At 65.0% G+C, this 24,642-nt stretch carries 25 protein-coding genes and 1 pseudogene; 16 read left to right on the top strand and 10 right to left on the bottom strand.

The genetic code is table 11. From position 1 onward, the window contains the following. Positions 1-19 precede the first annotated feature (19 nt). From glmU to HMA55_RS06090, 9 genes are all read left to right on the top strand, one after another. Positions 20-1,480, top strand: a complete 1,461-nt coding sequence (gene glmU / locus HMA55_RS06130; protein WP_181192192.1) for a bifunctional UDP-N-acetylglucosamine diphosphorylase/glucosamine-1-phosphate N-acetyltransferase GlmU — start codon at positions 20-22, stop codon at positions 1,478-1,480. A gap of 3 nt (positions 1,481-1,483) precedes the next feature. Continuing rightward, positions 1,484-2,461, top strand: coding sequence for a ribose-phosphate diphosphokinase (locus HMA55_RS06125; protein WP_181192191.1), 978 nt, complete (start codon positions 1,484-1,486; stop codon positions 2,459-2,461). Positions 2,462-2,540: 79 nt separating this feature from the next. After that, positions 2,541-2,987 carry a hotdog fold thioesterase gene (locus tag HMA55_RS06120; protein ID WP_181192190.1) on the top strand — a complete coding sequence of 149 codons (447 nt, stop codon included), beginning with the start codon at positions 2,541-2,543 and terminating at the stop codon, positions 2,985-2,987. Between the two features lie 52 nt (positions 2,988-3,039). Beyond that, complete coding sequence (locus HMA55_RS06115) at positions 3,040-4,329, top strand: amino acid permease (RefSeq protein ID WP_181192189.1); 1,290 nt, start codon at positions 3,040-3,042, stop codon at positions 4,327-4,329. After that, positions 4,326-5,342 carry a histidinol-phosphate transaminase gene (gene hisC / locus HMA55_RS06110; RefSeq protein ID WP_181192188.1) on the top strand — a complete coding sequence of 339 codons (1,017 nt, stop codon included), beginning with the start codon at positions 4,326-4,328 and terminating at the stop codon, positions 5,340-5,342. The genes HMA55_RS06115 and hisC overlap by 4 nt, the downstream gene beginning before the upstream one ends. Continuing rightward, positions 5,332-6,666, top strand: a complete 1,335-nt coding sequence (locus HMA55_RS06105) for an MFS transporter (RefSeq protein ID WP_257802428.1) — start codon at positions 5,332-5,334, stop codon at positions 6,664-6,666. The genes hisC and HMA55_RS06105 overlap by 11 nt, the downstream gene beginning before the upstream one ends. A 130-nt stretch (positions 6,667-6,796) precedes the next feature. Continuing rightward, entirely contained in the window at positions 6,797-7,468 is a 672-nt protein-coding gene (locus HMA55_RS06100) for a 50S ribosomal protein L25/general stress protein Ctc (RefSeq protein WP_181192187.1), read from the top strand. Positions 7,469-7,516: 48 nt separating this feature from the next. Beyond that, on the top strand, positions 7,517-8,089 hold the full coding sequence (gene pth, locus HMA55_RS06095; RefSeq protein ID WP_181192186.1) for an aminoacyl-tRNA hydrolase: 573 nt from the start codon (positions 7,517-7,519) through the stop codon (positions 8,087-8,089). A gap of 5 nt (positions 8,090-8,094) precedes the next feature. Further along, positions 8,095-8,895, top strand: coding sequence for a fumarylacetoacetate hydrolase family protein (locus HMA55_RS06090; protein ID WP_181192185.1), 801 nt, complete (start codon positions 8,095-8,097; stop codon positions 8,893-8,895). On the opposite strand, the gene HMA55_RS06085 is transcribed toward HMA55_RS06090, so the two are convergent. After that, the gene (locus tag HMA55_RS06085; RefSeq protein ID WP_181192184.1) at positions 8,892-9,791 is read right to left on the bottom strand and encodes an NAD(P)H-dependent flavin oxidoreductase; all 900 of its coding nucleotides are present in this window, start codon (positions 9,789-9,791) and stop codon (positions 8,892-8,894) included. The genes HMA55_RS06090 and HMA55_RS06085 overlap by 4 nt on opposite strands. Positions 9,792-9,807: 16 nt before the next feature. On the opposite strand from HMA55_RS06085, the gene pth (HMA55_RS06080) reads away from it, so the two are divergent. Continuing rightward, entirely contained in the window at positions 9,808-10,377 is a 570-nt protein-coding gene (pth, locus tag HMA55_RS06080) for an aminoacyl-tRNA hydrolase (RefSeq protein WP_308239982.1), read from the top strand. On the opposite strand, the gene HMA55_RS06075 is transcribed toward pth (HMA55_RS06080), so the two are convergent. After that, positions 10,374-10,913: an NADPH-dependent FMN reductase gene (locus tag HMA55_RS06075; protein ID WP_181192182.1), complete on the bottom strand. Its 540-nt coding sequence runs from the start codon at positions 10,911-10,913 to the stop codon at positions 10,374-10,376. The two genes, pth (HMA55_RS06080) and HMA55_RS06075, sit on opposite strands and share 4 nt — an antisense overlap. Positions 10,914-10,960: 47 nt before the next feature. Between HMA55_RS06075 and HMA55_RS06070 the strand changes: the two genes are divergently transcribed. Continuing rightward, positions 10,961-12,592, top strand: coding sequence for a peptide chain release factor 3 (locus HMA55_RS06070; protein ID WP_181192181.1), 1,632 nt, complete (start codon positions 10,961-10,963; stop codon positions 12,590-12,592). Here HMA55_RS06070 and HMA55_RS06065 read toward each other — a convergent pair. Genes HMA55_RS06065 through HMA55_RS06045 form a run of 6 tightly spaced genes read right to left on the bottom strand, consistent with a single transcriptional unit; the run spans position 12,589 to position 17,489 of the window. Continuing rightward, entirely contained in the window at positions 12,589-13,263 is a 675-nt protein-coding gene (locus tag HMA55_RS06065; protein ID WP_308239983.1) for a patatin-like phospholipase family protein, read from the bottom strand. The genes HMA55_RS06070 and HMA55_RS06065 overlap by 4 nt on opposite strands. A gap of 27 nt (positions 13,264-13,290) precedes the next feature. Then, the gene (locus HMA55_RS11495) at positions 13,291-13,461 is read right to left on the bottom strand and encodes a hypothetical protein (protein ID WP_308239984.1); all 171 of its coding nucleotides are present in this window, start codon (positions 13,459-13,461) and stop codon (positions 13,291-13,293) included. Next, positions 13,458-14,135: a dethiobiotin synthase gene (bioD, locus tag HMA55_RS06060; RefSeq protein WP_181192180.1), complete on the bottom strand. Its 678-nt coding sequence runs from the start codon at positions 14,133-14,135 to the stop codon at positions 13,458-13,460. Before bioD ends, HMA55_RS11495 begins: the two co-directional genes overlap by 4 nt. Next, a complete protein-coding gene (locus tag HMA55_RS06055) occupies positions 14,132-15,421 on the bottom strand; it encodes an adenosylmethionine--8-amino-7-oxononanoate transaminase (protein ID WP_181192179.1) in 1,290 nt (429 codons plus the stop codon). Before HMA55_RS06055 ends, bioD begins: the two co-directional genes overlap by 4 nt. A gap of 49 nt (positions 15,422-15,470) precedes the next feature. Beyond that, complete coding sequence (locus HMA55_RS06050) at positions 15,471-16,355, bottom strand: SDR family oxidoreductase (RefSeq protein ID WP_181192178.1); 885 nt, start codon at positions 16,353-16,355, stop codon at positions 15,471-15,473. Between the two features lie 27 nt (positions 16,356-16,382). Next, a complete protein-coding gene (locus HMA55_RS06045; RefSeq protein WP_181192177.1) occupies positions 16,383-17,489 on the bottom strand; it encodes a YihY/virulence factor BrkB family protein in 1,107 nt (368 codons plus the stop codon). Positions 17,490-17,599: 110 nt separating this feature from the next. On the opposite strand from HMA55_RS06045, the gene HMA55_RS06040 reads away from it, so the two are divergent. Beyond that, positions 17,600-18,007, top strand: coding sequence for a hypothetical protein (locus HMA55_RS06040; protein WP_181192176.1), 408 nt, complete (start codon positions 17,600-17,602; stop codon positions 18,005-18,007). On the opposite strand, the gene HMA55_RS06035 is transcribed toward HMA55_RS06040, so the two are convergent. Next, positions 18,004-19,509 (bottom strand): SLC13 family permease, encoded by a 1,506-nt coding sequence (locus HMA55_RS06035; protein ID WP_257802431.1) that lies wholly within the window; start codon positions 19,507-19,509, stop codon positions 18,004-18,006. The genes HMA55_RS06040 and HMA55_RS06035 overlap by 4 nt on opposite strands. 122 nt (positions 19,510-19,631) lie before the next feature. Between HMA55_RS06035 and HMA55_RS06030 the strand changes: the two genes are divergently transcribed. The 4 genes from HMA55_RS06030 to HMA55_RS06015 all read left to right on the top strand — a co-directional run bounded on the left by HMA55_RS06030 (position 19,632) and on the right by HMA55_RS06015 (position 24,182). Further along, on the top strand, positions 19,632-19,817 hold the full coding sequence (locus HMA55_RS06030; RefSeq protein ID WP_181192175.1) for a hypothetical protein: 186 nt from the start codon (positions 19,632-19,634) through the stop codon (positions 19,815-19,817). Between the two features lie 232 nt (positions 19,818-20,049). After that, on the top strand, positions 20,050-21,180 hold the full coding sequence (locus HMA55_RS06025) for an ATP-binding protein (RefSeq protein WP_181192174.1): 1,131 nt from the start codon (positions 20,050-20,052) through the stop codon (positions 21,178-21,180). A gap of 54 nt (positions 21,181-21,234) precedes the next feature. Continuing rightward, positions 21,235-23,598 (top strand): MMPL family transporter, encoded by a 2,364-nt coding sequence (locus tag HMA55_RS06020; RefSeq protein ID WP_181192173.1) that lies wholly within the window; start codon positions 21,235-21,237, stop codon positions 23,596-23,598. Next, the gene (locus HMA55_RS06015) at positions 23,595-24,182 is read left to right on the top strand and encodes a TetR/AcrR family transcriptional regulator (RefSeq protein ID WP_181192172.1); all 588 of its coding nucleotides are present in this window, start codon (positions 23,595-23,597) and stop codon (positions 24,180-24,182) included. The genes HMA55_RS06020 and HMA55_RS06015 overlap by 4 nt, the downstream gene beginning before the upstream one ends. Here the strand turns inward: HMA55_RS06015 and HMA55_RS06010 are convergent. Beyond that, positions 24,179-24,520: pseudogene (locus HMA55_RS06010) on the bottom strand (DUF2200 family protein). The gene HMA55_RS06015 and the pseudogene HMA55_RS06010 sit on opposite strands and share 4 nt — an antisense overlap. Between the last annotated feature and the right edge of the window lie 122 nt (positions 24,521-24,642).

Below are 24,642 nucleotides of genomic sequence, written 5' to 3'. Positions count from 1 at the left end.
ACTCCCAAGGAGCATTCGAGTGCCTACCCACTTCGAACGTGCCGTTGTCGTGCTCGCGGCCGGCGCAGGAACACGCATGAAGTCCGACCGCCAGAAAACGCTGCACGAAATCGGCGGCCGCAGCCTGCTGTCCCACTCCCTCCACGCAGCAGCCGGTGTGCACCCGGAGCACTTGGTCGCGGTGGTGGGCCACCAGCGCGATCAGGTGGCACCTGCGGTTGAGCAGATCGCCGAGCAGATGCACGTGGAGATCCGCCAGGCCGTCCAGGAGGAGCAAAACGGCACCGGCCACGCGGTGCAGGTGGGTCTGTCCGCCATCCCGGATTTCGACGGCACCGTGGTGGTCACCAACGGCGACGTGCCGCTGCTCACGCCGGAGACGCTGCAGGCGCTCGTGGAGCAGCACGAGGCGGAGCGCGCCGCGGTGACGGTGCTCTCGCTCGAGTTCGACAACCCCACCGGCTACGGGCGCATCATCCGCGGCGAGGCGGGCGACGTGCTCGAGATCGTGGAGGAAAAGGACGCTACCGACGAGCAGCGCAAGGTCCGCGAGGTCAACTCGGGCGTGTTCGCATTCGACGCGGCGGTATTGCGCAACGCACTCGAACGCGTCACCCCGGATAACGCCCAAGGCGAGTTCTACATCACCGACGTGCTGGGCATTGCGCGGGGCGACGGTCTACGGGTCACTGCGTTTACGGCCCCCGACGCCCGCGAACTGGCGGGCGTGAACGACCGGGTGCAGTTAGCGGAGGCAGGCAAGGAGCTCAATCGGAGGCTCGTGGAGAAGGCGATGCGGAACGGCGCAACCGTCATCGATCCTGCAACGACCTGGATCGGTGTCGAGGTGGAGATTGGCCGCGACGTGGTCATCCACCCGAACACGCAGCTGTGGGGCTCTTCCGTCATCGGCGACGGTGCACAGATCGGGCCGGACACTACGCTGACCGACATGGAGGTTGGCGCCCGCGCCAAGGTTGTTCGCACCCAGGGCGAGCTCGGCGTCATCGGTGAAGAAGCCACGGTGGGCCCGTTCACCTACATCCGCCCGGGCACCGAACTCGGTGCCCGTGGCAAGCTCGGCGGCTTTGTCGAGGCGAAGAACGCGAAGATCGGCGAGGGTTCCAAGGTGCCACACCTGACCTATATCGGCGATGCGACTGTGGGCAAACACTCCAACATCGGCGCAAGCTCCGTGTTTGCTAACTACGACGGCATTAACAAGCACCACACCACCATCGGCGACTACTGCCGCACCGGCTCCGACACCATGTTTGTCGCACCCGTGACCATCGGTGATGGGGCCTACACCGGCGCGGGTACAGTGGTCACCGAAGATGTGCCGCCGGGCGCGCTCGCCATCAAGGAGGGCCGCCAGCGCAACATTGACGGCTGGGTGGAAGAACGCCGCCCGGGCACGGAAGCGGCCGAGGCAGCAAAGGCAGCGAAGGCCGGCAACAACGCGAAGCGAGAGGGTTAATACATGACTGGTTACTCCACCGAAAGCCACAAAGACCTCAAGGTCTTCACAGGCCGCGCCCACCCGGAGCTCGCGGAGGCAGTAGCGAAAGAGCTCGGCATCGAGCTCGTGCCCACCACCGCACGCGACTTCGCCAACGGCGAGATTTTCATCCGCTTCGAAGAGTCCGTCCGCGGCGCCGACTGCTTTGTCATGCAGTCCCACGCCCAGCCGCTGAACAAGTGGTTGATGGAGCAGCTGATCATGATCGACGCGCTCAAGCGCGGCTCCGCGAAGCGCATCACCGCGATCCTGCCGTTCTACCCCTACGCCCGCCAAGACAAGAAGCACCGCGGCCGCGAGCCGATCTCTGCCCGCCTCATCGCGGACCTGCTCACCACCGCCGGTGCGGACCGCATCGTGTCTGTGGACCTGCACACCGACCAAATCCAGGGCTTTTTCGACGGCCCGGTGGATCACATGCACGCCATGCCGATCTTGGTGGACTACATCAAGTCGAAGTACCCGCTGGACAACCTCTGCGTGGTCTCCCCCGACGCTGGCCGCGTGAAAACGGCCGAAAAGTGGGCCAACGCGCTCGGCGACGCACCCATGGCGTTCGTGCACAAGACCCGCGACATCGATGCCGCGAATAAGGTTGTGTCCAACCGCGTCGTCGGTGAGGTCGAAGGCAAGGACTGCATTCTTCTCGACGACATGATCGACACCGGCGGCACCATCGCCGGCGCTGTGGGCGTGCTGAAAGAAGCCGGCGCGAAGTCCGTTGTCATCGCCTGCACCCACGGCGTGTTCTCGAACCCGGCCCGCGAGCGCCTCTCCGAGTGCGGCGCGGAGGAAGTCATCACGACCGATACCTTGCCGCAAAACACCGAGGGCTGGACCAACCTCACGGTGCTCTCCATTGCCCCACTGTTGGCCAAGACCATTCGCGAGATCTTCGAGAATGGCTCCGTGACCACCCTGTTCGAAGGCCAGGCATAAGTCGCAATATCGCGACAGCCGCGACAGCCGGGGCAGCTCCACCGCTGCCCCGGCTGTCGCGCATACGTGAAGGACGCACATGCACGACCGCTACGCACCGTCGGTGGAATTCACCCCCGACCTCGAACACGCGAAAGCCATGTTCGACAACGACGCCACTCTGGAGTACCTCGGCGCGACGATCACGCGGCTGGAGCCGGGCCTAGCGGAAGGCGAATTTACCGTTGAGGCCAGGCACGCCAACGGCTTCGGCGTCTGCCAGGGCGGTGTGTTGTTCACGTTCGCCGACGCGCTGTTCGGCGGCGCCGCCAACTCCCGCCGCACCGACCCGACAGTTAGCGCACAGTCCGAAATGATCTACCTCGCCCCCGCCAAAGTCGGCCGCACCATCCGGGGCGTGGCCCGCGAGCGCCACACGTGGGGGCGTAACGGCCTTTCGGACGTCACGCTTTACGACGGCGATACCGCCATCGCCGAATTCCGGGGCATGTCCCGCACCACCACCCGACCACCGACAGGAAACTAACGTGAGCCTGCAGGAACAGGGCCTCAATCGAGGCGTGAAGAGTAGGCAATTGATGATGATTGCCTTTGGCTCGTCGATAGGCACGGGCTTGTTTTTGGGCTCCGCGGGCTCGATCCAGTACGCGGGCCCGGCGGTGTTGATCTCTTTCGCCATCGTCGGTGCGGTCGTGTACTTCCTCATGCGAATGCTCGGGGAGATGGCGGTGGAGCACCCTGTCTCCGGCTCCTTCGCGGCGTACTCGCGCGAATACATCTCCCCCGTTGCCGGCTTTATTACTGGCTGGAATTGGTGGTTTACCACCGTCGTTGTGGGCATGCTGGAGCTCACCGCCATGGGTACGTTTCTTGACTACTGGTTTCCCGGGCTTCCGCACTGGGTCACCGCGCTGGTGACCCTGCTGTTGGTGGTGGGGCTCAACGTGCTGAACGTCCGCGTGTTCGCGGAGACCGAATACTGGCTGTCCTTGGTCAAGGTGGCCGCGCTGGTGCTCATGATCGTGCTGGGGTTCGCTCTTGTGACGGGCCTCGGGCCTGAACCGGCGATCGGCTTTGCCAACATCACCGAGCACGGCGGGTTCATGCCGAACGGACTGTCCGGCGTGCTCTTCGCACTGGTGGCCGTGACGTTTACGTTTGGCGGCATCATGTCCATCGGCACCGCGGCCGGCGAAGCGGACAACCCGGAAACTGCCATCCCGCGTGCGGTGAACTCGGTGGTCTGGCGCATCCTGGTGTTCTACCTGGGCGGCATCGGCACGATTCTCCTCCTCGCGCCGTGGAACGAGCAGGAGGCGAGCGAAAGCCCGTTCATTCGCGTGCTCACCGGCGTCGGGTTCGGACCAGCTGCGACGGCCCTCAACGTGGTCATTGTGGTAGCCGTGTTCTCCGTGCTCAACACGATGACTTATTCGGGTGCGCGCATGCTGCGCGACCTCGCCCGCAACGGCCAAGCACCTCGCGTCTTCGCCGAGACTAGCGCGAAGGGCCTGCCCACCAAGGCGTTGCTTTTCGACGCCGCGCTCATGGGCATCGTCGTCATCTTGAACTTCTTCTTTGAGGGCAAAATTTTCGCGGTCTTGCTGGCCATCATCGTGGGCACCGAACTCATCACCTGGGCAGGCATCTGCATTTCCCACCTGAACTTCCGCAAACGCGAGACGAGTGCGACCTTTCCAGCTCCGTTCTACCCAGTGGCAAATTGGGTGTGCATCGCGTTTTTCATCCTCGTCCTCGTGCTCATGGGTATTCTTCCGGAATACCGCATGGGCCTTGCCACGCTGACCGGCTGGATCATCGTCCTCGGTCTCATTTCACTGACCACGCAACGCAGGAGCCGCGCATGATCCGACCCGACCTTGAGTCGCTGCCAGCCTATGTTCCAGGTGCTCGCAATGAGCGCGCGATCAAACTTTCCTCCAACGAATGTGCGGAGGAGCCGCTGCCGTCTGTGCAGGAGGCAATGTCGCGCGCATTAGCCACCATGAACCGCTACCCGGATATGGGTGCGGTAGAGCTGCGCGCGGCACTTGCCCGGCACTTGGGGGTGGACGAGGCGCAAGTCGCTGTTGGCACCGGGTCTTCAGCCCTGTGCCAGCAGTTGGTCACTGCTGCCGCCGGCCCGGGGGACGAAGTGGTGTTCCCCTGGCGCAGCTTTGAGGCCTACCCCATCTTTGCCCAGATCGCCGGGGCGACGCCGGTAGCGGTGCCGCTGACCGCGGATCACCGCGTGGACCTACCCGCACTTGCAGCCGCCGTCACACAGGACACGAAGCTGGTCTTCGTGTGCAACCCGAACAATCCGACAAGCACCACCGTCACGGACGCGGAGTTCGCGGCGTTCATGGCGTCGGTCCCGGAGGACGTGCTCGTCGCTCTCGACGAGGCGTATTTCGAGTACAACCGTGCCGCCGACACGCCTGTCGCCACCGACGTGATCACCCGCTACCCCAATGTGGTGGGGCTTCGCACCTTCTCCAAGGCGTACGGGCTCGCCGGCGCGCGCGTGGGCTACGCGTTCGGGCCGCGCGCCATTATCGAGGCGCTGAACAAGGTCGCCGTGCCGTTCTCCGTGAGCTCAGTGGCGCAGGTCGCGGCGCTCGCCTCCCTGGATGCGCAGGACGAGCTGCACGCTCGTGTCGACGCCACGGTGGCCGAGCGGAGCCGCGTCGTCGAGAAGCTTGGGCTCTCGGAATCCCAAGCCAACTTCGTGTGGCTGCCCAGGGAGGGACAGGACCTAGCGGACAGACTGGCGGCAGAAGGCGTGCTCGTGCGCGTGTTCCCCGAAGGCATCCGCGTGACAGTCACAAACGCCGAGGAAACCGACGCACTGCTGGAGGCTTGGGATCGTGCGCAATGAACGACGCCGCGTCATCGCGGCAACCACCGTCGGCACGGCGATCGAGTGGTACGACTACTTCCTGTACGCCGCCGTCGCCGGCTTGGTGTTTAACAAGATCATGTTCGGCCCGCTCGGTCCGGCTGCGGCGACGATCGCCAGCTTCCTCACCGTCGGGCTTTCGTTCCTCTTCCGCCCGCTGGGCGCTGTACTCGCCGGCCACTTCGGCGACCGGTTGGGGCGGCGCGGCGTGCTTATGGTCACGCTGTTCACCATGGGCACCGCCACCGCGCTGATCGGCCTGTTGCCCACGTATGAGACAGCCGGATGGATTGCACCGGCCGCGCTGGTGGTGCTGCGCATCTTGCAGGGCACTTCCGCCGGCGGGGAATGGGGCTCGGCAGTGCTGCTGGCTGTGGAGCACGCACCGGTGAACAAACGCGGCCTCTACGGCGCCGGCCCCCAGGTCGGTGTCCCGGCGGGCCTCCTGCTTTCCTCAGGTGTGCTGGCGCTAATGACCGTGATCGCCCCCGGAGACGCTTTCCTGCAGTGGGGCTGGCGCGTGCCGTTTTTGCTCTCCATCGGCCTGACGGTTTTGGGCTGGTGGATCCGCACGGGCGTAGATGAGTCGCCGGTTGTTGAAGAGATGCGGGAGGTTGGGGCGCGCAACCCGGTCGGCTCCCTATTCCGCAACCATGCCGGTCTTGTACTGGCCGCAGCACTCATCTTCGCCGCCAACGGCACGGTGGGATACATGACCACCGGGGGCTACATCCAGAACTACGTCACCGACCCGGCGGGGCTCGCGCTGGAGCGCGGCGACATCCTCTGGGCCGTCACCGCCTCCGCCGCCGTGTGGCTGTGCACCACCGCGTTCGCGGGCTGGGTGTCGGACTACATCGGGCGCACGCGGACTCTTGCTATCGGGTTTGTGGTGCAGGCCGCCGGAGTGGCGGCACTGTTCCCGCTGGTGAACACGGGTTCCCTTCCGAAGATCACCACGGCGCTGATATTCCTCACCGTCGGCCTGGGGCTGACCTACGGTGAAATCGGCGCGTTCTACGCCGAGCTGTTTCCCGCCTCCATCCGTGCATCTGGTGCATCAATTTCCTACGCTCTCGGGGCAATTTTGGGCGGTGCGTTTGCGCCCACCATCGCCGCCGCACTGCGCGAGGCGACGGGCGGCACCGCCGCTATCACCGTGTACTTGATGGCGGCAACGCTGGTCGGCCTCGTCGTCACGCTTCTGGTGCGGGACCGGCGCGGGATACCGCTCGGCCACGAACACGAGGAGTTGCAGGCCACCGGGCATTTTGTGTGGCAGGACCGCCCTGTTACCCTGTAGCAGTCTCGGCGAGGGCTTTCGGGCCGTTATCGACGCGATTTGAGATCCTTTTGCGATCACTCGACGAGCACGCATCCGTTCAGTGGTCGCAGGCCCGGCCTGTGGCCCTTCACAGAAGAAGGAGTACACCATGGCTATTACCCCCACCGTTATCAAGGGTGAGCGTCGCGAGGAGTTCGGCAAGGGCTCCGCACGCCGTCTGCGCCGCGACGGCAAGATCCCGGGTGTCCTGTACGAAAAGGGCATCGACAATGTCCACTTCGCGGTCGACCGCATCGAGATGACCGCAGTCGTGCGTAACGACGGCACAAACGCCATCGTTGAGCTGGAGCTCGACGGCGAGAAGCTGCTCGCCATGGTCAAGCACATCGACCAGAACGTGCTGACCCTCGAGATCGACCACATCGACCTGTTCGGCATCAAGCGCGGCGAAAAGGTCACCGTCGAGGTCCCGGTTGTCACCGAGGGCGAGGCAGCTCCGGAAGCGGTTGTGCTGCAGGAGGCCGACGTGGTGGAGATCGAGATCGACGCCCTGTCCATCCCGGACGAGCTCACCATCTCCATCGAGGGCAAGGAGATCGGCGACACGCTGTACGCGTCCGACCTCCAGCTGCCGGCCGGCGCGGAGCTCATCTCCGACCCGGAGACCCTGCTGGTCAACGTCACCTACCAGGAGGTCGACGAAGACCTCGAGGCCGCTGCAGAGGAAGCCGAGGAGGGCGGCGCTGAGGCTGGCGCTGACGCCGACGCAACCGTCGAGATCGCAGACGGCGGCGAGGGCGACGAGGGCGAAAACCAGTAAATCCCTGCCCCCAACGGCCACAGGTGCCTCACCTGTGGCCGTTGTTTTATGCCGGTTATCCTCGTACGCGTGACTATTTTGATCGTCGGCTTGGGCAACCCCGGCCCGCAGTACGCCGCCACGCGCCATAACGCCGGCGTGTTCGTAGTCGAGGAGCTGCTGGGCCGCGCCACACCGATGCCCGCCCAGCTTGCAGCTCACAAGCGCACCAACACGGAGATCGCAGAGCTTGCGAAGGGGCGTTTGCTTGCCGACGACCATGCGGTCCTCGCCCGCACCCGGTCCTTCATGAATCTCTCCGGCGGCCCGGTGAAGGCATTGATGGATTACTTCAGCGTCAAACCCGAAGACCTCTACGTGGTCCACGACGAACTGGACTTGGAGCTCGGCGAGGTCAAGCTGCGCCGCGGCGGCGGCGACCACGGCCACAACGGGCTGAAGTCCGTCACCAAGTCGCTCGGCGGCAAGCCCTACAACAAGGTGGCGGTGGGGATCGGCCGCCCGCCCGGGCGCATGGCGCCGGCGGATTACGTGCTCAAACCATTCAGCGCGAAGGAACAGGTAGACCTGGCTATCGCGGCCGCGGACGCGGCTGACGAGATCTTGCGCGCGATAGGCTAGCGGCCATGAAGCTTGCCACGATCAGGACCGGAGACACCACCACTGCTGCACGCCTTATCGACGACGACAGGGCGGTGAAGCTCAGGGCGGAAGACGTGGGCGAGCTATTGCGCTGTGGCAGCTTCGACGAGGGCGAAGAATTCACCTTCGCAAAGGAGGACCTGGCACCCGTGATCCCGCGGCCCGGCAAGATCATCTGCGTCGGGCTGAACTACGCCAAGCACATTGCGGAGATGGGCCACGAGCGGCCGGATGTGCCCGCCTTGTTCATCAAGTACCCGGAAGCGCTGATCGGCCCTTACGACGACGCCGAGGTGCCCGGCTTCAACGCCGACACCCTGGATTTCGAGGGCGAGCTGGCCGTGATCATCGGCGCTCGGGCCCGCCACGTCAACGAAGCAGACGCGGCAGACTACATCGCGGGCTACGCCGTGATCAACGACTACACCCAGCGTCACTACCAAAAGCGCACGCAGCAGTGGCACCAGGGCAAGTCCCTGGAGAAGACCGCCGGGTTCGGCCCGTGGTTGGACACCGAATGGCAACCGTGCCCGGCGCTCACGACCACGCTCAACGGCGAGGTCATGCAGCATGCCCCCACCGACGACCTGGTGTTCACCCCGGCGAAGCTGGTGGAGTTCATCTCACACCTCTACCCGCTCGAGCCGGGCGATGTGATCGCCACCGGCACCCCGGACGGTGTCGGCCACGCCCGGGACCCGAAGCGCTACCTGCGCGACGGCGACACAGTGCGCGTTGAGATCGAGGGCCTCGGCGCGATCGAGAACACCACCCGCGTGGTCTAGCGGGCATGCCCCCGAGCGCCGATACTGCCTCCCAAATACGCTTCGATCTCTGCCGCCGGTGCGGCCATGAGCTCGCCGCGATCTGCCCCGACGAGGCAGTAGTCGTTGTCCTTGGTCATCGGGCGCAGGTAGGGGTAGGTGGGCGGCAAGTCCGGGTGGGCGCGGGTGAACTCGGTTTCCACCCCGCTCGCCCACCGTCCGGAAAACGCCCGCGAGACCACAGCGGGCGCACTTGAGCGCAGCAGCTCGCGGTTGCGCGGGCTCGTGCCCGCTTCATCCGCCAGCAGGAACGCGGTGCCGCACGCAACGGGCACATCTAGCTTGGCCACGTCCTCCGGCCCCCGCACCCCTCCCGCGGCGATCACCAGCCCGTTCACGAGCGCTAGCAGTGCTTCCAATGCACGTTGGTCCGGCTCGTTGTGTTGGTTCCACGTGCCGCGGTGCCCTCCGGCGCGCGGGCCTTGGACGATCACACCGTCGACTCCCCTGCGCTGCGCCTCTGCGATTTCGGCCGGGCTGGTTACCGTCGCCCATGCCTCAGAACCGACGGTATGCAGCTGGGCGATTTCGGCCTCGCTGAAACATCCGAACGTGGACGACACCACGGCAGGTGCGGCGTCAAGCACAAGGGCAAACTTCTCGGCGTAATCGGACACCACGTCCGGGACTTCGGTGCCGAGGCGGCGGGCGACCGTGAGGACGTCGTCAGGCAGAGGTTCAGGCTGCGGCACAAACAGGTTGGCGCCGAACGGCGGCTCGCTTTCCGCGAGCCAGGCGCGGGCCTGCGCCACGGTGCAGGTACCCAGCGCGATGAACCCGAACTGGACGGCGTTGACGAGCGCGGGCGTGGAGGGCCCACCGGCCATGGGTGCTGCGATCACACTAGGAAAGTCCATGGCTAGAGTATGCGCCATGTTCGGATTCTTCAGGCGCAAACGCACCCCGCAACTCCAGGCGGATTGGCTCGTGGTGGGCTTGGGCAACCCCGGCGCCAAATACGCTGCCACCAGGCATAACGTGGGCTACGTGGCGCTCGGCGAGCTAGCCGGCGGGCTGCAACCTGTACCGGGAATCAAAGCCCGCGTGCAGGTGCGTGACGGGGTGGCGTACGCGCGGTCGACGACGTACATGAACACCACCGGCGAAGCTGTCGGGCCGCTAGCCAAGCAGCTCGGCGTGGCGCCCGACCACATCATCGTCATCCACGACGAGCTGGATCTCCCAGCGGGGACGATGCGGGTCAAGCTCGGCGGGAACGAGAACGGCCACAACGGGCTGAAGTCAATCACCGAGCACCTGGGCACGCGCGACTACCTGCGGGTGCGAATCGGCATCGGGCGGCCACCGAAAGGGGTGACGGTGCCGGATTGGGTGCTTGGGCCGGTCGAAGGCGAGGTCCCGGTGGGAACCGCGGCGCAGGCGGTGCGCCTGCTCATCACAGACGGGCTGCAGAAGGCGCAGAACGTCATCCACGCGCGCTAGCTGGCGGCCTCTTCAAGATCGCTGAGCAGACGCAAGAGTGCTGCATGTTGGCGCTCGCGCGGGGCGAACGACCCGCCCTCGACGTCGTCGCCGAAGATGTGGAGCGCCACCTGGTTGCGGATGTCCACCATGGACAGGTTTGCCACAATCTGGCGCCAGTGCTCCACCGCGCGCACGCCGCCCTCGCCGCCGTAGCTGACAAACGCGACGGGCTTGCCGGCCCACTCCCCGTACAGCGAATCGAAGGCGTTTTTCATCGTCCCCGGCACGGAATGGTTGTACTCGGGGGTGACAAAGACGTAGCCGTCGCACGCATCCACAGCCTCGGACCAGCGGGCCACCACCGGGTCGTCGTACTGCTTGTTGGCGGCGCCCGACACAGTCTCTGCCACCAGGTGAGGAACGTTGAAATCCGCGAGGTCGAGCAGGCGGTACTGCACGTCGCGCTCGCCTGCGGCTTCGATCACCCAGGAAGCTACACTCTCGCCGATGCGTCCGCTACGGACCGAACCGAGGAACACTCCGATTGTTGTCATAGACACGACTGTACTTGGCCGAAGGTGCGTCGATAAGCTAGCTGCTCATGAGCACCGTTTCCGAGGCCTCCCGCCGCCGCACTTTCGCCGTCATCGCCCACCCGGACGCCGGTAAGTCGACGATCACCGAGGCGCTGGCATTGCACGCCCACGTGATTTCGGAGGCTGGCGCGGTGCACGGCAAGGGCAACCGCAAGTCCACGGTGTCGGACTGGATGGAAATGGAAAAGGAACGCGGCATCTCGGTCGCGTCCTCCGCGCTACAGTTCGAGTACGCACCAGACGCTCACGAGGGCGAGCCGTACGTGATCAACCTGGTGGACACCCCGGGCCACGCGGACTTCTCCGAGGACACCTACCGCGTGCTCTCCGCCGTCGACGCTGCAGTCATGCTTATCGACGCAGCCAAGGGCCTTGAGCCCCAAACCCTGAAACTCTTCCGCGTCTGCAAAGCGCGCGGGCTACCCATTGTCACCGTGATTAACAAGTGGGACCGCGTGGGCCGCGAGCCGCTCGAGCTTGTGGACGAGATTGTCACCGAAATCGACCTCCAACCCACCCCGCTGTACTGGCCGGTAGGCGAGGCGGGCGACTTCCGCGGCCTGGCCCACGTCGACGCCGAAGGCTCAATCGACGGGTACGTGCACTTCACCCGCACCGCCGGCGGCTCCACCATCGCGCCCGAAGAGCACTACAGCGTTGACGAGGCCGCCGCGAAAGAAGGCGACGTGTGGGACACCGCCGTCGAGGAGGCGGAGCTGCTGCTCGAAGACGGCGCGGTGCACGACCAGCAGCTGTTCGAGCAGTGCATCACCTCCCCCATCATCTTCGCCTCCGCGATGCTGAACTTCGGCGTGCACCAGATTCTGGACACGCTGTGTGCCATCGCGCCCGCGCCGGAGGGACGCGCGTCCGACCCCAAGGCCGTTGAGGCGTCCACCACGGCGATGGAGGAGCAGCGCGAAGTGGGCGACGACTTCTCCGGCGTGGTGTTCAAGGTGCAGGCCGGCATGGACAAAAACCACCGGGACACACTCGCGTTCATGCGCGTGGTCTCCGGCGAGTTCGACCGCGGCATGCAGGTCACTCACGCGCAATCCGGACGCAGCTTTTCCACGAAGTACGCGCTAACCGTGTTCGGCCGCAACCGCGACACCGTGGACACCGCGTACCCGGGCGACATCATCGGCCTGGTCAACGCGGGTGCGCTCGCGCCCGGCGACACGATCTACGCCGGCAAGAAGGTGCAGTTCCCGCCGATGCCCCAGTTCGCGCCGGAGCACTTCCGCACCCTGCGTGCGAAGTCGCTGGGCAAGTACAAGCAGTTCCGCAAGGCGCTGGACCAGCTGGACGCCGAGGGCGTTGTGCAGATTCTGCGCAACGACCTGCGCGGCGACGCCGCCCCGGTCATGGCGGCCGTGGGCCCCATGCAGTTCGAGGTCATGCAGGCACGCATGGAAAACGAGTACAACGTCGAGACCGTCACCGAGCCGATCCCTTACTCCGTTGCCCGGCGCACCGACGCTGAGTCCGCCCCCGAGCTTGGCCGTCAGCGCGGCGTGGAGATTTTCACCCGCACCGACGGCGAACGTATCGCCCTATTCGGCGACAAGTGGAAGCTCGCCTTCGTGGAAAAAGAGCACCCGGAGCTGACCATCGAGCCACTCATCGCAGACTAGCGCTTCGCGGTGAGGAACTCGCGCATCGCGGGCCAGTCGCGCTCCACCTGCGCCTGGCCGGCCGCGTAGTTCGCCCACAGTTTCTCCGCGTTGAGCTCGGTGGACTCCACTCCCATCGCGTCGGGAAAGAAGATGTAGGCGTTGCCGGCGTCGGCTTCTTCGATAAGCGACTGTTTCGCGGCGTTATAAATGCCCGGCCGGGCAACCATCGCGTCGGCGACCTTGGGCGTATTGCGCAACATGCGGCGTATCGCGCGCTCGCGTTTTTGCGGTCCTTTGACGTAGTCGCGGGGGCGGGTGAGCACCGCGAGGAAACGGGTGTAGCCGGCAGCGCGGGCGGCGTCGATAAGCAACCCGCCCGAGGTGCCCAGCGCACCGTCTACGTACGGCACCCCGTCGATCTCGCGCATCTTCATCAAAATCGGCAGCGTCGACGAGGCCCGCGCGGCAAGGGCGACGTCCTCCAAGGTGCGCAGGTCATCACGGTTAAACGCCACCGTCTCCCCCGTGTCGGCGCGCACCGCCTCAACGTGGACCTCCTCGGTGGTCCGGGTAAACGCGTCGAAGTCGAACGGCAGGACGTCCTCGGATTGCTCGTACGCCCATTCGCCGTTGATCAGGCCCTTGCCTCGCACCACAGAGCGCCAGCCGCCGAACTTGGGGTTGCCCACAAACTCCGTGAACGCGTTTTCAGAGCGTCACGTGTCGCGGGAGGCGAGGTTCAGCGCATGGACCGAGCCTGCGGAAATGCCGCCGACCCAGCCGAACTGGACCTCTTCCGCGATGAGCTTTTCCACCACGGGGGCGGTGTAGGAGTTGCGGGTACCTCCGCCTTCGAAGATGAGGGCGGTGTCGCGGGCGTCAATCATGCGTGCGAGCCTACGCGCACGGTCTCTCCAATCGCGTTCCAGGCGACCTCCGCAAATTCGGCCGCGTCGAGGCTCCCGCAGCCCTCGGGCATGTGCCCCCAGTACTCGGCGCCGGTGACCTCGGGCAGCTCCTCGACGTTTAAGCGGGTGGGCAGGTCGGGGACCTCAGGCATGGCGCCGCCGATGATCCCGAGCACGTCCAGGCCCCTCGCGCGGGCTTGCTCGCAGGTCAGCTCGGCGAGATTCAGGCTGCCCAGCCCGAGCGAAGTCACCACTACGAGCGGTGCGCCGAGGGCGCTCGCGATGTCGGCGAGGGTGTAGTCGTCCGCAAGCCGTACCAGCAGCCCGCCGGCACCTTCTACCAGCACAACGCGATCCGGGGCGTTGAGGCTGCGGATCCATCCGGTGACTTCGTTCAGGCTCGGGGTCTGGATGCCCGCCCGCCGCGCGGCGAGGTTCGGCGCGAGGGGCTCGGGGTAGCGCCACCGCTCGAACGTTGCAATGCCAGCAAGCTTGGCGACGGCTGACGCGTCCCCCTGCCCCGGCGCCTCCCCCGTCTGAATCGGCTTGGCGGCCACCACGTCGATGCCGCGGCGGCGAAGCACGCTGGCTATGGCGGCGGTGGCCACCGTCTTGCCCACATCTGTGTTTGTGCCGGTAACTGCGACGATCATTTCGCGCCCTCCTCCGTTGCTGTTTGTGTTGCTGCACGCGCGGCCGCGGCGATCCCCCGGCAGATCTGGGCGATGTCCTCGTCGGTGCAGATGTACGGCGGCATGGTGTAGATGAGCCGGCCGAAGGGGCGGACCCACACGCCCTCGGCCATCGCGGCCTCGGTTGTTGCGCGCATAGGCACGTCAGCGTCCATCTCGACCACGCCGATGGCACCGAGCACTCGCACATCCGCTACACCCGGTAGATCCGCAAGTGGGCGCAGGCCGCGCTCGAGTTGCGTTTCGATCCGGCCCACTTGGTCGCGCCAGGTACCCTCCGCCACCATCGCGACAGACTCCGCGGCGACGGCGCACGCCAGCGGGTTCGCCATGAACGTCGGGCCGTGCATCAGAGCCTGCGGCTGCATCCCGCGCGCGATCTCTTCGGTGGCCAGGGTGGCGGCGAGTGTGACAAACCCGCCGGTCATCGCCTTGCCTATGCACATGATGTCCGGCACGACCCCGTTGTCCAGGGTGGTGAACAGCTGGCCGGTGCGGCCAAACCCGGTGGCGATTTCGTCGGCGATGAGGGGGATGCCGGAGGCGTCGCAAAGCTTGCGTAGCCCAGCAACGAGCTCGGGGTCGTGGAAGCGCATCCCGCCAGCACCTTGCACTACGGGCTCGACGATCACGCCGGCGATCTCGGGGGTAATCAGCCGAGCGAATTGCTCGAGGTAGGCGTCTCGCTCGCGCTCCGACGCACCGCGGATTGGCGGGGCGGGCGCAAAGACCTGAGGTTTGAGCGCGTCACCCCACATCGCGTGCATGCCGCCTTCCGGGTCGCAGACGCTCATGGTGGCGAACGTGTCGCCGTGGTACCCGGACCGCCAGGTTAAGAATGTGGTGCGCTCTGGGTGGCCTTGACCGATGGCGTACTGCAGCGCCATCTTCATCGCCACCTCCACTGACACCGAGCCAGAGTCGGAGAAGAACACTTGGGAGAACGCGCCGCCGGTGAGTTCCAGCAGCCGCTGGGTCAGCGTAGCCGCGGGCTCGTGGGTGAGCCCGCCGAACATGACGTGGCTCATTGTGGCGATCTGTTTTTCGGCGGCCGCGACCAGCCGCGGGTTGGAGTGCCCGTGGATGACGGCCCACCAGGACGACATGGCGTCGATCAGCACGCGGCCGTCGTGAAGCGTAATGCGCGGCCCGGAGGCGTAAGCGACGGGGTACGTGAACTGCCCCGGCTCGGCGTACGGGTGCCAGATGTGGGCCGCGTCGATTGCGGCGATCTCGCGTTGGTCCATAGTTCATGGACGTTAGCAGCTCACGCCACGTTTTGAACGGTGTTCAGGCCTACGGGGTGAGTGCGCCCCCGGTCACCGCGAGGGTCTCGCCCGAGATGTAGGACGCGGCCTCGGAAGCCAGGAAAACGTACGCGCCGGCGAGCTCCGCTGGCTGGCCCGGGCGGCCGATATCGGAATCCTGCGCGAAGTTGTCCACCACCTCTTTCGGCTGCCCCTCCGCCGGCTGGATAACTGTCCAGATCGGGCCCGGCGCGACGGCATTGACGCGGATGCCCTTGGATGGCAGCAGCTCACCGGAAAGGCCCTTGGCCAAGTTGTTGAAGGCAGCCTTGGTCATGGCGTAATCCAGCAGTTCTTTCGACGGGCTGTACGCCTGGATCGACGTGGAGAAGATGATGGACGACCCCGGTTCCATGTGCTTGACCGCCTCTTTGGTCACCCGGAACGCGGAGTAGATGTTGGTTTTCATCGTGGCGTCGAAGTCTTCATCGGAAATGTTCAGCAGGCCGTCGTTCCACACCTGGCGCGACGCGTTGTTGACCAAAATGTCAATGCCTCCGAGGCCGTCGACGGTCTTCTGCACCGCCGCGACACAGTTTTCGCGCTCCCGTAGATCGCCCGGGATCGCCACGGCCTTTCGCCCGGCGTCCTCGATGAGCTTCACAATGCGGTCGGCGTCCTCCTGCTCCTCCGGCAGGTAGGCGATAGCGACGTCTGCGCCCTCGCGGGCAAACGCGACGGCGGTCGCTGCGCCGATGCCGGAATCACCCCCGGTAATGAGGGCGCGACGCCCCTCGAGTTTGCCGGAGCCGACGTAGGAATCCTGGCCCAGGTCAGGCTCGGTGGCCATCTTCACGTCCAGGCCGGGATTGTCCTGGCGCGGCTCGGAGGGAAATTCGGACTGGTATTTCGTGCGTGGATCAATGAGTGCCATGGCGCCACCCTACCGGCACCGTTGTGATCAACCGTCCAGAATTTCGTCGGCCGCGCGGTCGGTCCACCGGCGCAGCTGCAGGCGCCACGCCGCACCGTCATTGGACCGCGGCGGGGCCTGAATGCACCGGCGTGAGTCGAATCCTGCCTGCAGCTCCTTGGCACGCAGCACCTCGGCGTCGATCTTCACCCCCATGAGCAGCACCACGTTCATTGTCCACACGAGCACCAGCACTGCCAGGACGGTTCCAAACGCGCCGTAGGTGCTGCGCACCCCCACAAGCCGGAGGTACCAGCCGAAGCCCACCCAGAGCATGCTGGCAACCGCGAGCGCGAGCGCGGAACCGAGCGTGAGCACCCGGAAGCGTCCCGGGCGCACGTTCGGTGTGAAGTGGTAGAGCACGCTGACCAGGGCAACAGCCACCACGGCAATCACCGGCCCGCGCAGGTAATCCCACACTGGCAGGAAGATCGAGGTGAGGTACTCCAGCTCGTCCTCCAGCTGCAGCGGGCGCGCAACCGGTCCAAGGACGGCGGTGACGATGCCGTCGGTAAGCAGCGCGCCCAAGATGATCACCACCGCGCCGATGACAAGCACGAGGGTGACCAGCCACATCGTCGCCCACGTCACCACGATCGGGCGGCCCTCGACACGCCCGTACATGAGATTCGCGTTGCGCGAAAACGAGCGCACGTAGCCTGAGGCGGACAACAGCGAGATCACCACTGACACCACAAGGGCGATTGTGCTTTGCGACGGCGTCCCGACAATCGTCATCAGCAACCTCAACGCGTCCTCTTGGAGTTCCGCCGGCACGTACGTCTGGATCAGGTCCGCGAGCAGCGAGTCCGGCGCATCTTCCATGCGCGGCAGAAGCAGGCTGAAAATGGAGTACGCGGCCAGAAGCATCGGTGCTACAGATAGCAGCGTGTAATAGGTCATCGCCGCCGCGCGGTCCACCATGCCGTCGTTAGAGAAGTCCGCGAAGATACGCCGCAACACCGATTTCCACCCCGCTTTGGTCAGCCGGTTGCCACGGCCTAGCGGGGATTCGTAGTCGTGCGGGGTGACCACCACGTCGCCGGTGCCGTACGGCATGACCAGCTCCGCGCGGTAAGTGGTGCCGTCAGCCATCGCTCAACGCCGTCGGCGCGCCGAGGTTGTCGCCAATGCACTGGCCGTGGAGCACCCCGCGGGCGCGCGACATAAGTTCCATACCGGTCAACCTTATACACTCGGCTGCCATGGGACTTCTTAGCCGCGCACGCCAGCTCCTCGGCCTCGGGCACACGCCTCTGGTGGATTTTCCGGAGCAGTTCGAACCCGTGGACGTGGATAGGCTGCAGGTGCACACAGCGAAACTCTCCCCCGACACGGAGGAGAAGATGGTGATTGTGACCACCACACCAAAGGCACTGGAGCGCATCGCGGCCGGGGGCGCCGTACAACTGCGCCACCCAGGCGAGCGCGACGTGACGTTCGTGCCCGTGGGGCGGGATGCGGTGCCGGTGCTGGACCCCAAGCTCGGGTGGCTCATCCCCGTCAGCCCGGCGACCGCATCCGAGCTGGCAGCGCTGCCAAAAGGCCCAGGCGAGCACGAGTTGCGTTCGCTGCACCTGGGCCTGATTATTCAGCCACTGAACCTGCCCTAGACCAACCCGATCCAGTTCCAGTACGTCGCCGACAGCAACAGGATAAGCACGTAGCCCACAATGGTCAGCGGGATACCCGTGCGCAGGAACTGCTTTGAGGTAAACGCGCCCGTGCCGTAGGCGAGCATGTTCTGCGGCGCGGAGACCGGAAGCAAGAAGCCGAAGCAGATCACAAACTGCTGGATGATCACAAACCCGATACCGTTGTTCGGCACATCAAGCGTGGCGGCGAGTGCGATAAACACCGGGATGAGTGCGGACGCCAGCGAGGTCGCGGATGCAAAGCCCAAGTGGATCAGGATATTGAACAGGCTCACCAGGGCGATGGTTGCCAGGATCGGCATCGACGCCAGACCGATAGCACCGAACGTGGACTCAGACAGCCAGGTCGCCGCGCCCGTGTCCAGCAGGAATTTGCCCAGCGAGATGCCGGCGGCGAATACAACCAGGGTTCCCCAGTTGATGTGCTCTTGGGCGTACTTCCAGTCCATCACGCCGATGCCAGGTGTGAGCATGATGCCGACGGCGACGATGGTGATGGTGGCGGAGCTAATCGGGTGCACAATGCCCTCCGTCGCCCAGAACAGGAGCAGCGCAACGGCGATGGCGGTGAGGCGCTTCTCGGCGCCGGTCATGGGGCCCATTTCAGCCAGCTGCTTCTCGACGAGCTCACGCCCGCCCTCAATCGCCTCAGCCTCCGGCTTGATGGCCCAGCGCATGATGAAAAACAGCGCAATCGACATCAAAATCGACCACGGGGCGGCCCACAGGAACCACTGCCCCCAAGAGACGGTTTGATCCAGCTGGTCTTCGATGAAACCGACCGCCACCAGGTTCTGCGCTGCGGCGGTCTTGATGCCCACGTTCCAAATAGACACGGCTTGCGTCGCCGTAATCACCAGCAGCGCCGCCAGCTTCGATTCCTTGGCCAGGCCGAACGCGGCCACCATGCCCATAAGGATCGGCACCACGGCACCGGCACGCGCGGTCGCGGACGGCACGAAGAAGGCCAGGATGATGGAGATGACAATGGCACCGATGACGATGTTGGAGACCTTTTCACCCGCCATTTTCAGCACATAGAGCGCGAGCCTGCGGTGCAATCCGGTCGCCTGCATGGCCGTGGCCAGCGCGAGCGCCGCCGCGACGAGGGCCACCGCGGACGACGAGAACCCGCTCATCGCGATGCTCAAGCCTTTCGACGCACCAACGGCCTCCCCCGTCTCCGGGTCAGTGGCGAACGTGAGCATGATGGCAATAAGCCCGACAATCATCACCGCGCTAACGGGGTATGACACCGCCTCGGTCACCCACATGATCACCGCGAATGCGAGCATGCCCAGCGCGATCTTCGCCGGCATGGCAAGGCCCGCAATCGGGATGAGCAGCACCGCTGCCAGCGCTACAAACGCCGCGATGAACGCGAGAACCTTGCCGGTGGTTTTCTCCTCCCCCGCCGGTTGTCTGTCTTGCGTTGTCACGGGTGTTGCCGCCGTGGTCACGATGCTCCTCCTCGATTCGGTTGTCTTAACTCCGACGGTAGTCCTGCCTATAACGCCTGCAAAATGGGACAAGCGTACGGTGAGCCGAAGGTGCGTCGATAGGCAGGCGTAGCATCGGCACCATGAACTTGAGCTCGCAGCTGACCTACAACATGCACCACGGCGCGGAGGATCTGCGCATTCTGCTGACCACCGACATCACCAACAACTTCCTTCCGCAGTCCTGGCAGGCTTCGCTGCGCGACCTCAGCTTCTCGGTGGTCGGCCTGTGGGATTCGGTCGTGCGCGGCATTTCGGTGCTGACCTAGACGCCCGAACGGCCCCGGGGACCGGATCCCCGGGGCCGTTCTCTCGCGGTGATTTCCTGTCGCCCAGCGTCAACCGGAAGGTCTCTGGGCGCCAAGGCGGGGGGGATCGGTTTGCGAGGCGTCCCCTCTCCATATACGGAGGGTGAAAATGGCCCTGAGCTGGAAGTATAAAGAGTATAAAAGGCGTTTTCTGTATAAGGAGTATAAAGAGTATAAAAGCTTGGAGGTGCACATGCAGAACCCATTCATCCCCACATTCGGCGTTTCTCCCGTTGTGCTCGGCGGTGATGACAGTCTCATCCGCGACTTCGGCGCCGGCCTCGACGGTGGTCCGGGCGATCCTCGACGCACCTTGCTCATCTCCGGCCCTCGCGGCATTGGCAAGACGGTCGCGCTCAATGAGTTAGAGGACGAAGCCGCAAGACACGGCTGGGTCGTTCTACGCGCTCAGCCCTACGATCTCATCAGCCCGCTCGTCGCTTCCGTTATCCCCAAGACTCTCTCGTCTCTGCGGCAGAAGAATCCCGACCGCCGCAGAATCACTGGCGTAAATATCGCGGGCATCGGCGGGTTTTCCACCGAAACCCCATCCAGCGAGAAGCCCGAACCCTCGTTGATCGGTTCACTCAACGCACTCTGCGACGCGCTTCCGCAAGGCTCTGGCGCGCTGCTGACATTGGACGAAGTCCAAAGCGTCGATTCGAAGGAGCTGTGGCAGCTCACCGCCGCAGTGCAGGATCTACGCAGAGATGGGCGCGACGTCGCCTTCGCGGCCGCTGGGTTACCTGACGGGGTTGCAACGCTGCTCCAGCACCCAGGCACCACCTTTCTCCGCCGCGCTCAGCACACCGTGCTCGCCCCAATGACACCAACTGAGACGCTTACGGTGCTTGAGGAGACCGCGCTGCAGGGCGCGGTCCACATCCCGGCCGATGTATTGCACGATGCCGCAGCGCTCACACGGGGCTACCCCTTCCTGATCCAGCTCCTCGGCTACCACCTGTTCGAGCGCGCAATCCGCAGGGACCAGCTCGTCTCACACGACGATCTCGGGGCGGTAACCCCGGACGTATTGAGAACACTGGGAGACCTCATTCACCAGCCTGCGCTCTTACACCTTCCCACCGCCGAGCTTGAATACCTCGAGGCAATGGCCGAAGTCCAGGACGGCCAACAAGCTGTGCCAAGCGCTGCCATCGCGCAACGATTAGGCAAGAGCCTGCAGCAGGTGTCGATGGTGCGGCAGAAACTCATCGACCGCGAGTTGATCTATTCCCCTCGCCGGGGTGCGCTCAATTTTGTCATCCCCCACATGGGCTCCCACCTCAAGCAGCGCGCCACTCGCGACACCGGTTGGGACTAGCGGACCAAACGCAAATATTGCACATACTGCGCAACTTTGCATACAGTGTGCAACATGTCTGAATTCCTCTACCGGCTAGGCAGCTGGTCCTACAAAAAAGTCTGGCCATTTTTGGCCATATGGCTCATTCTTTTGGGCGCCCTTGGCTTCGGCGCTGCGAACTTTGCCAAGTCCCCCAGTCCGACATTTTCCATGCCTGACATGGACTCCACCGTTACGCAGGAGGAGATGAACGAGCGCTTCGGCACCGACGAGGACGCGATGAGCGTGCCCAGCGGCACCGTCGTGATCAAGGCGCCGGAGAGCAAGACGCTGAAAGACCCGGAGGTGATGGCCGAGGTCGACGCCATGCTCGACGAGCTGAAGGCCACCGGCAATTTCCGCAATCCGGACGCGATTGTCAACCCGGTGCTCGCCGCCGGTGGGATGGCCAAACAGATGGGCGAAGCCAAGGCGGCCCAGGGCATGCCGCAGGAGCAAATCGAGGCTGACCTCGCGGCGTTGTCTCCTCTGAGCCCGGATGCAACCACCGGCACCGTCAGCGTCACGTTCACCGAGGACAACGTGATGGACATTCCGGCGGAGACGCTCGACGAGGTCGAGAGCATCCTCGACCGTTACGACGGTTCCGACCTCACCGTGAAGTACAACGGCAACGCGTTCACCAGCGCGGGAAAGATGGACGGCACCTCCGAGCTGATCGGCATGGCCGTGGCCGCGCTTGTGCTGCTGGTGACATTCGGCTCCCTTGTCGCGGCCGGTCTGCCGCTGATCAGCGCCGTGATCGGTGTCGGCGTGGGCATCCTCGGCGTCCAGTTGGGCACCCTGTTCACGGATTCCATCTCTGACATGACGCCGACGCTGGCCTCCATGATCGGGCTCGCCGTAGGCATCGATTACTCCCTGTTCATCGTGGCGCGATTCCGCAACGAGCTGATCTCGTCGTCCGGCCTCAACGACCTGTCGCCGAAGGAACTGGCGCGTGAACTGAAGAAGATGAGCAAGGCTCAGCGCGCGCACGCGATGGGCATGGCACTGGGCACCGCTGGCGGATCCGTCGTCTTCGCAGGCACGACAGTGCTGATCGCACTTGCCGCCCTGTCGATCATCCGCATCCCGTTCCTCACCACCATGGCGCTCGCCGCGGCGGCGACCGTCGCCATCGCTGTGCTTGTCGCACTGACGTTCCTGCCTTCGCTGCTCGGGCTGCTGGGCACCCGCGCGTTCGCGATCCGCATTCCCGGCCCGAAGGTGCCGGATCCCGAAGACGAGAAACCGACCATGGGACTTCTGTGGGCGCGCCAGATTCGCGCTCGCCCATGGCTCAACCTCATCGCCGGCGTGCTGCTGTTGGGCATCCTGGCCATCCCCGCCGCCAACCTGCGTCTGGCCATGCCCACCGACGGCACCGCGAAGCTGGGGTCGCCGCAGCGTGAAGCGTACGAGCTTATCGACGCCGCCTTCGGCCACGGCCGCAACGCCCCCATGATCGCGTACGTGGACACGGCAGACGTGGCAGAGCAGGACCGCATGGGCGCGTACCAGACGCTGCTGCAGGACTTCGCCGGCACTGAAGGCGTGGTCAACGCGCAGATCGTGCAGACCACCGAGAACTTCGACGCGGCACAGATCCTCATTACGCCGAACTCCGGCGCCACCGACCAGGCCACCACAGACACCCTGGAGCGCCTGCGCGAATTCAAGCAGCCGTTCGAGGACGAAACCGGCGCCACGTTCGGCATCACCGGCATCACGCCGATCTTCGACGACATCTCCCAGATGCTGTCCGACGTGCTCGTGCCCTACATCGCCATCGTCTTAGGCCTCGCATTCATCGTGCTCATGCTCGTGTTCCGCTCCCTGTGGGTGCCGCTGATCGCCGCACTCGGCTTCGGGCTGTCCATGGCCGCGACCTTCGGCGTGACCGTGGCCATCTTCCAGGAGGGCATGTTCGGTCTGATCGAGGACCCGCAGCCGCTGCTGTCCTTCCTGCCCATCATGCTCATCGGCCTGACCTTCGGCCTGGCCATGGACTACCAGGTGTTCTTGGTCACCCGCATGCGCGAAGGCTACGTCTCCCGCGGCAAGACCGCCGGCAACGCGGTGGCCAACGGCTACAAGCACGGTGCGCGCGTGGTCACCGCGGCCGCGCTGATCATGATCTCGGTGTTTGCGGCGTTCGTGCTCATCGACGAGCCGTTCATCAAGGCCATGGGCTTCGCGCTCGCCGCAGGCGTGCTTATCGACGCCTTCGTGGTCCGCATGACCCTGATCCCGGCCACGATGTACATTCTGGGCGATCGCGCCTGGAAGATCCCCGGACGGCTGGACAAGGCGCTGCCGAACCTGGATATCGAGGGCGAGAAGCTGCACCACAAGGAAACTCCGAGCGCTGAGCCGGTTACGGTGCAGCCATGAGTCTGCGCGAGGAGAAGAAGGCGGCGACCCGCCGCGCCATTTCGGAGGCGGCCGCGGCGCTGCTGCTTGAAGAGGGCGCCGCGGCCGCGACGGTCGCGCGTGTGTCCGAGCGGGCGGGTGTGTCCGCCAGGACCTTCCACAACTACTTCGCCGACATCGACGAAGCGTTGGAAGAGTTTCTGCGCAAGGTCTTCGCCACCATCGCCGAGCAGATTGCTGCACTTCCGGGCGAGCTCTCCGCGGCCGAAGTCATCGAGGCGATCATCATCGACGCGCTCAACGAAGACGGCTTCGAGCTCTACTCAGCCTCGACGCTCGTACTCATCGGGGATCGCGCCCGCGCAGAGTCCGCGGCACCCCCCACCGAGGAAACAATGCGGGAGTTCGCGTCGCCGTTGGTCGAAGCGATCCGTTCCCGCACACCGGGCGCGTCAGCCTTCGACGCCGAGGTACTTCTCAACACCTACGGCATCGCCGGAGCCACCGCTGTCAGGGCCTACCTGGCACTGCCGGAGCCCCGCACGCCCGACGACGGCCGCGCGTTGGTCCGCCGAGCGTTCGAGGTGCTGCGCGACATGCGCTAGCCGCGTTTGATGCTGGTGATCTTCTTGCCGCGGGCCAGCTCGTCCACGAGCAGGTCCATCTGGCGGATCTTCTGCATCAGCTCGTCCTCGACCTCCTCGACGCGGACGCCGCACACCTTGCCGGTGATCAACTCGGCGTTCGGGGTCAGCGCAACGCCGCCGAAGAAATCGCGCAGCGTCTGCTCCGACTCCGCCGCGGCCTGCAACTCGCCGGCATCAAGGCCGGTAAACTAGCCCAGCACGTCGTCCAGCTCCTCGCGCGTGTGCCCTTTACGCTCCACTTTGGCCAGGTAATTGCGGTAAATGTCGCCGAACGGGTAGCCGTAGACCCGCTCCAGCTTCGCTTGTTCATCCACGGCCCACAGCCTATCGCCCCGCCCGGTTCCATCGCCGATGCGCATTTTCATGTACACGTCGGCTCTTGTGCGGGGGCGTGGGCGGCTTTAGTGTCGTCGATAAG

The organism is Corynebacterium wankanglinii (assembly GCF_013601005.1).
Classification (GTDB): Bacteria; Actinomycetota; Actinomycetes; order Mycobacteriales; family Mycobacteriaceae; genus Corynebacterium; species Corynebacterium wankanglinii.
Note: the sequence above shows the minus strand (reverse complement) of the source record. Positions and strands in the feature narration are given on the sequence as shown.

Bases quoted from the DNA above. Each gene is read 5' to 3' on its own strand.
- HMA55_RS06125 (WP_181192191.1), top strand. From the start codon at position 1,484: ATGACTGGTTACTCCACCGAAAGCCACAAAGACCTCAAGGTCTTCACA.
- HMA55_RS06120 (WP_181192190.1), top strand. From the start codon at position 2,541: ATGCACGACCGCTACGCACCGTCGGTGGAATTCACCCCCGACCTCGAA.
- HMA55_RS06115 (WP_181192189.1), top strand. From the start codon at position 3,040: ATGATGATTGCCTTTGGCTCGTCGATAGGCACGGGCTTGTTTTTGGGC.
- hisC (WP_181192188.1), top strand. From the start codon at position 4,326: ATGATCCGACCCGACCTTGAGTCGCTGCCAGCCTATGTTCCAGGTGCT.
- HMA55_RS06100 (WP_181192187.1), top strand. From the start codon at position 6,797: ATGGCTATTACCCCCACCGTTATCAAGGGTGAGCGTCGCGAGGAGTTC.
- pth (WP_181192186.1), top strand. From the start codon at position 7,517: ATGCCGGTTATCCTCGTACGCGTGACTATTTTGATCGTCGGCTTGGGC.
- HMA55_RS06090 (WP_181192185.1), top strand. From the start codon at position 8,095: ATGAAGCTTGCCACGATCAGGACCGGAGACACCACCACTGCTGCACGC.
- HMA55_RS06085 (WP_181192184.1), bottom strand. From the start codon at position 9,791: ATGGACTTTCCTAGTGTGATCGCAGCACCCATGGCCGGTGGGCCCTCC.
- pth (WP_308239982.1), top strand. From the start codon at position 9,808: ATGTTCGGATTCTTCAGGCGCAAACGCACCCCGCAACTCCAGGCGGAT.
- HMA55_RS06075 (WP_181192182.1), bottom strand. From the start codon at position 10,913: ATGACAACAATCGGAGTGTTCCTCGGTTCGGTCCGTAGCGGACGCATC.
- HMA55_RS06070 (WP_181192181.1), top strand. From the start codon at position 10,961: ATGAGCACCGTTTCCGAGGCCTCCCGCCGCCGCACTTTCGCCGTCATC.
- HMA55_RS11495 (WP_308239984.1), bottom strand. From the start codon at position 13,461: ATGATTGACGCCCGCGACACCGCCCTCATCTTCGAAGGCGGAGGTACC.
- bioD (WP_181192180.1), bottom strand. From the start codon at position 14,135: ATGATCGTCGCAGTTACCGGCACAAACACAGATGTGGGCAAGACGGTG.
- HMA55_RS06055 (WP_181192179.1), bottom strand. From the start codon at position 15,421: ATGGACCAACGCGAGATCGCCGCAATCGACGCGGCCCACATCTGGCAC.
- HMA55_RS06050 (WP_181192178.1), bottom strand. From the start codon at position 16,355: ATGGCACTCATTGATCCACGCACGAAATACCAGTCCGAATTTCCCTCC.
- HMA55_RS06045 (WP_181192177.1), bottom strand. From the start codon at position 17,489: ATGGCTGACGGCACCACTTACCGCGCGGAGCTGGTCATGCCGTACGGC.
- HMA55_RS06040 (WP_181192176.1), top strand. From the start codon at position 17,600: ATGGGACTTCTTAGCCGCGCACGCCAGCTCCTCGGCCTCGGGCACACG.
- HMA55_RS06030 (WP_181192175.1), top strand. From the start codon at position 19,632: ATGAACTTGAGCTCGCAGCTGACCTACAACATGCACCACGGCGCGGAG.
- HMA55_RS06025 (WP_181192174.1), top strand. From the start codon at position 20,050: ATGCAGAACCCATTCATCCCCACATTCGGCGTTTCTCCCGTTGTGCTC.
- HMA55_RS06020 (WP_181192173.1), top strand. From the start codon at position 21,235: ATGTCTGAATTCCTCTACCGGCTAGGCAGCTGGTCCTACAAAAAAGTC.
- HMA55_RS06015 (WP_181192172.1), top strand. From the start codon at position 23,595: ATGAGTCTGCGCGAGGAGAAGAAGGCGGCGACCCGCCGCGCCATTTCG.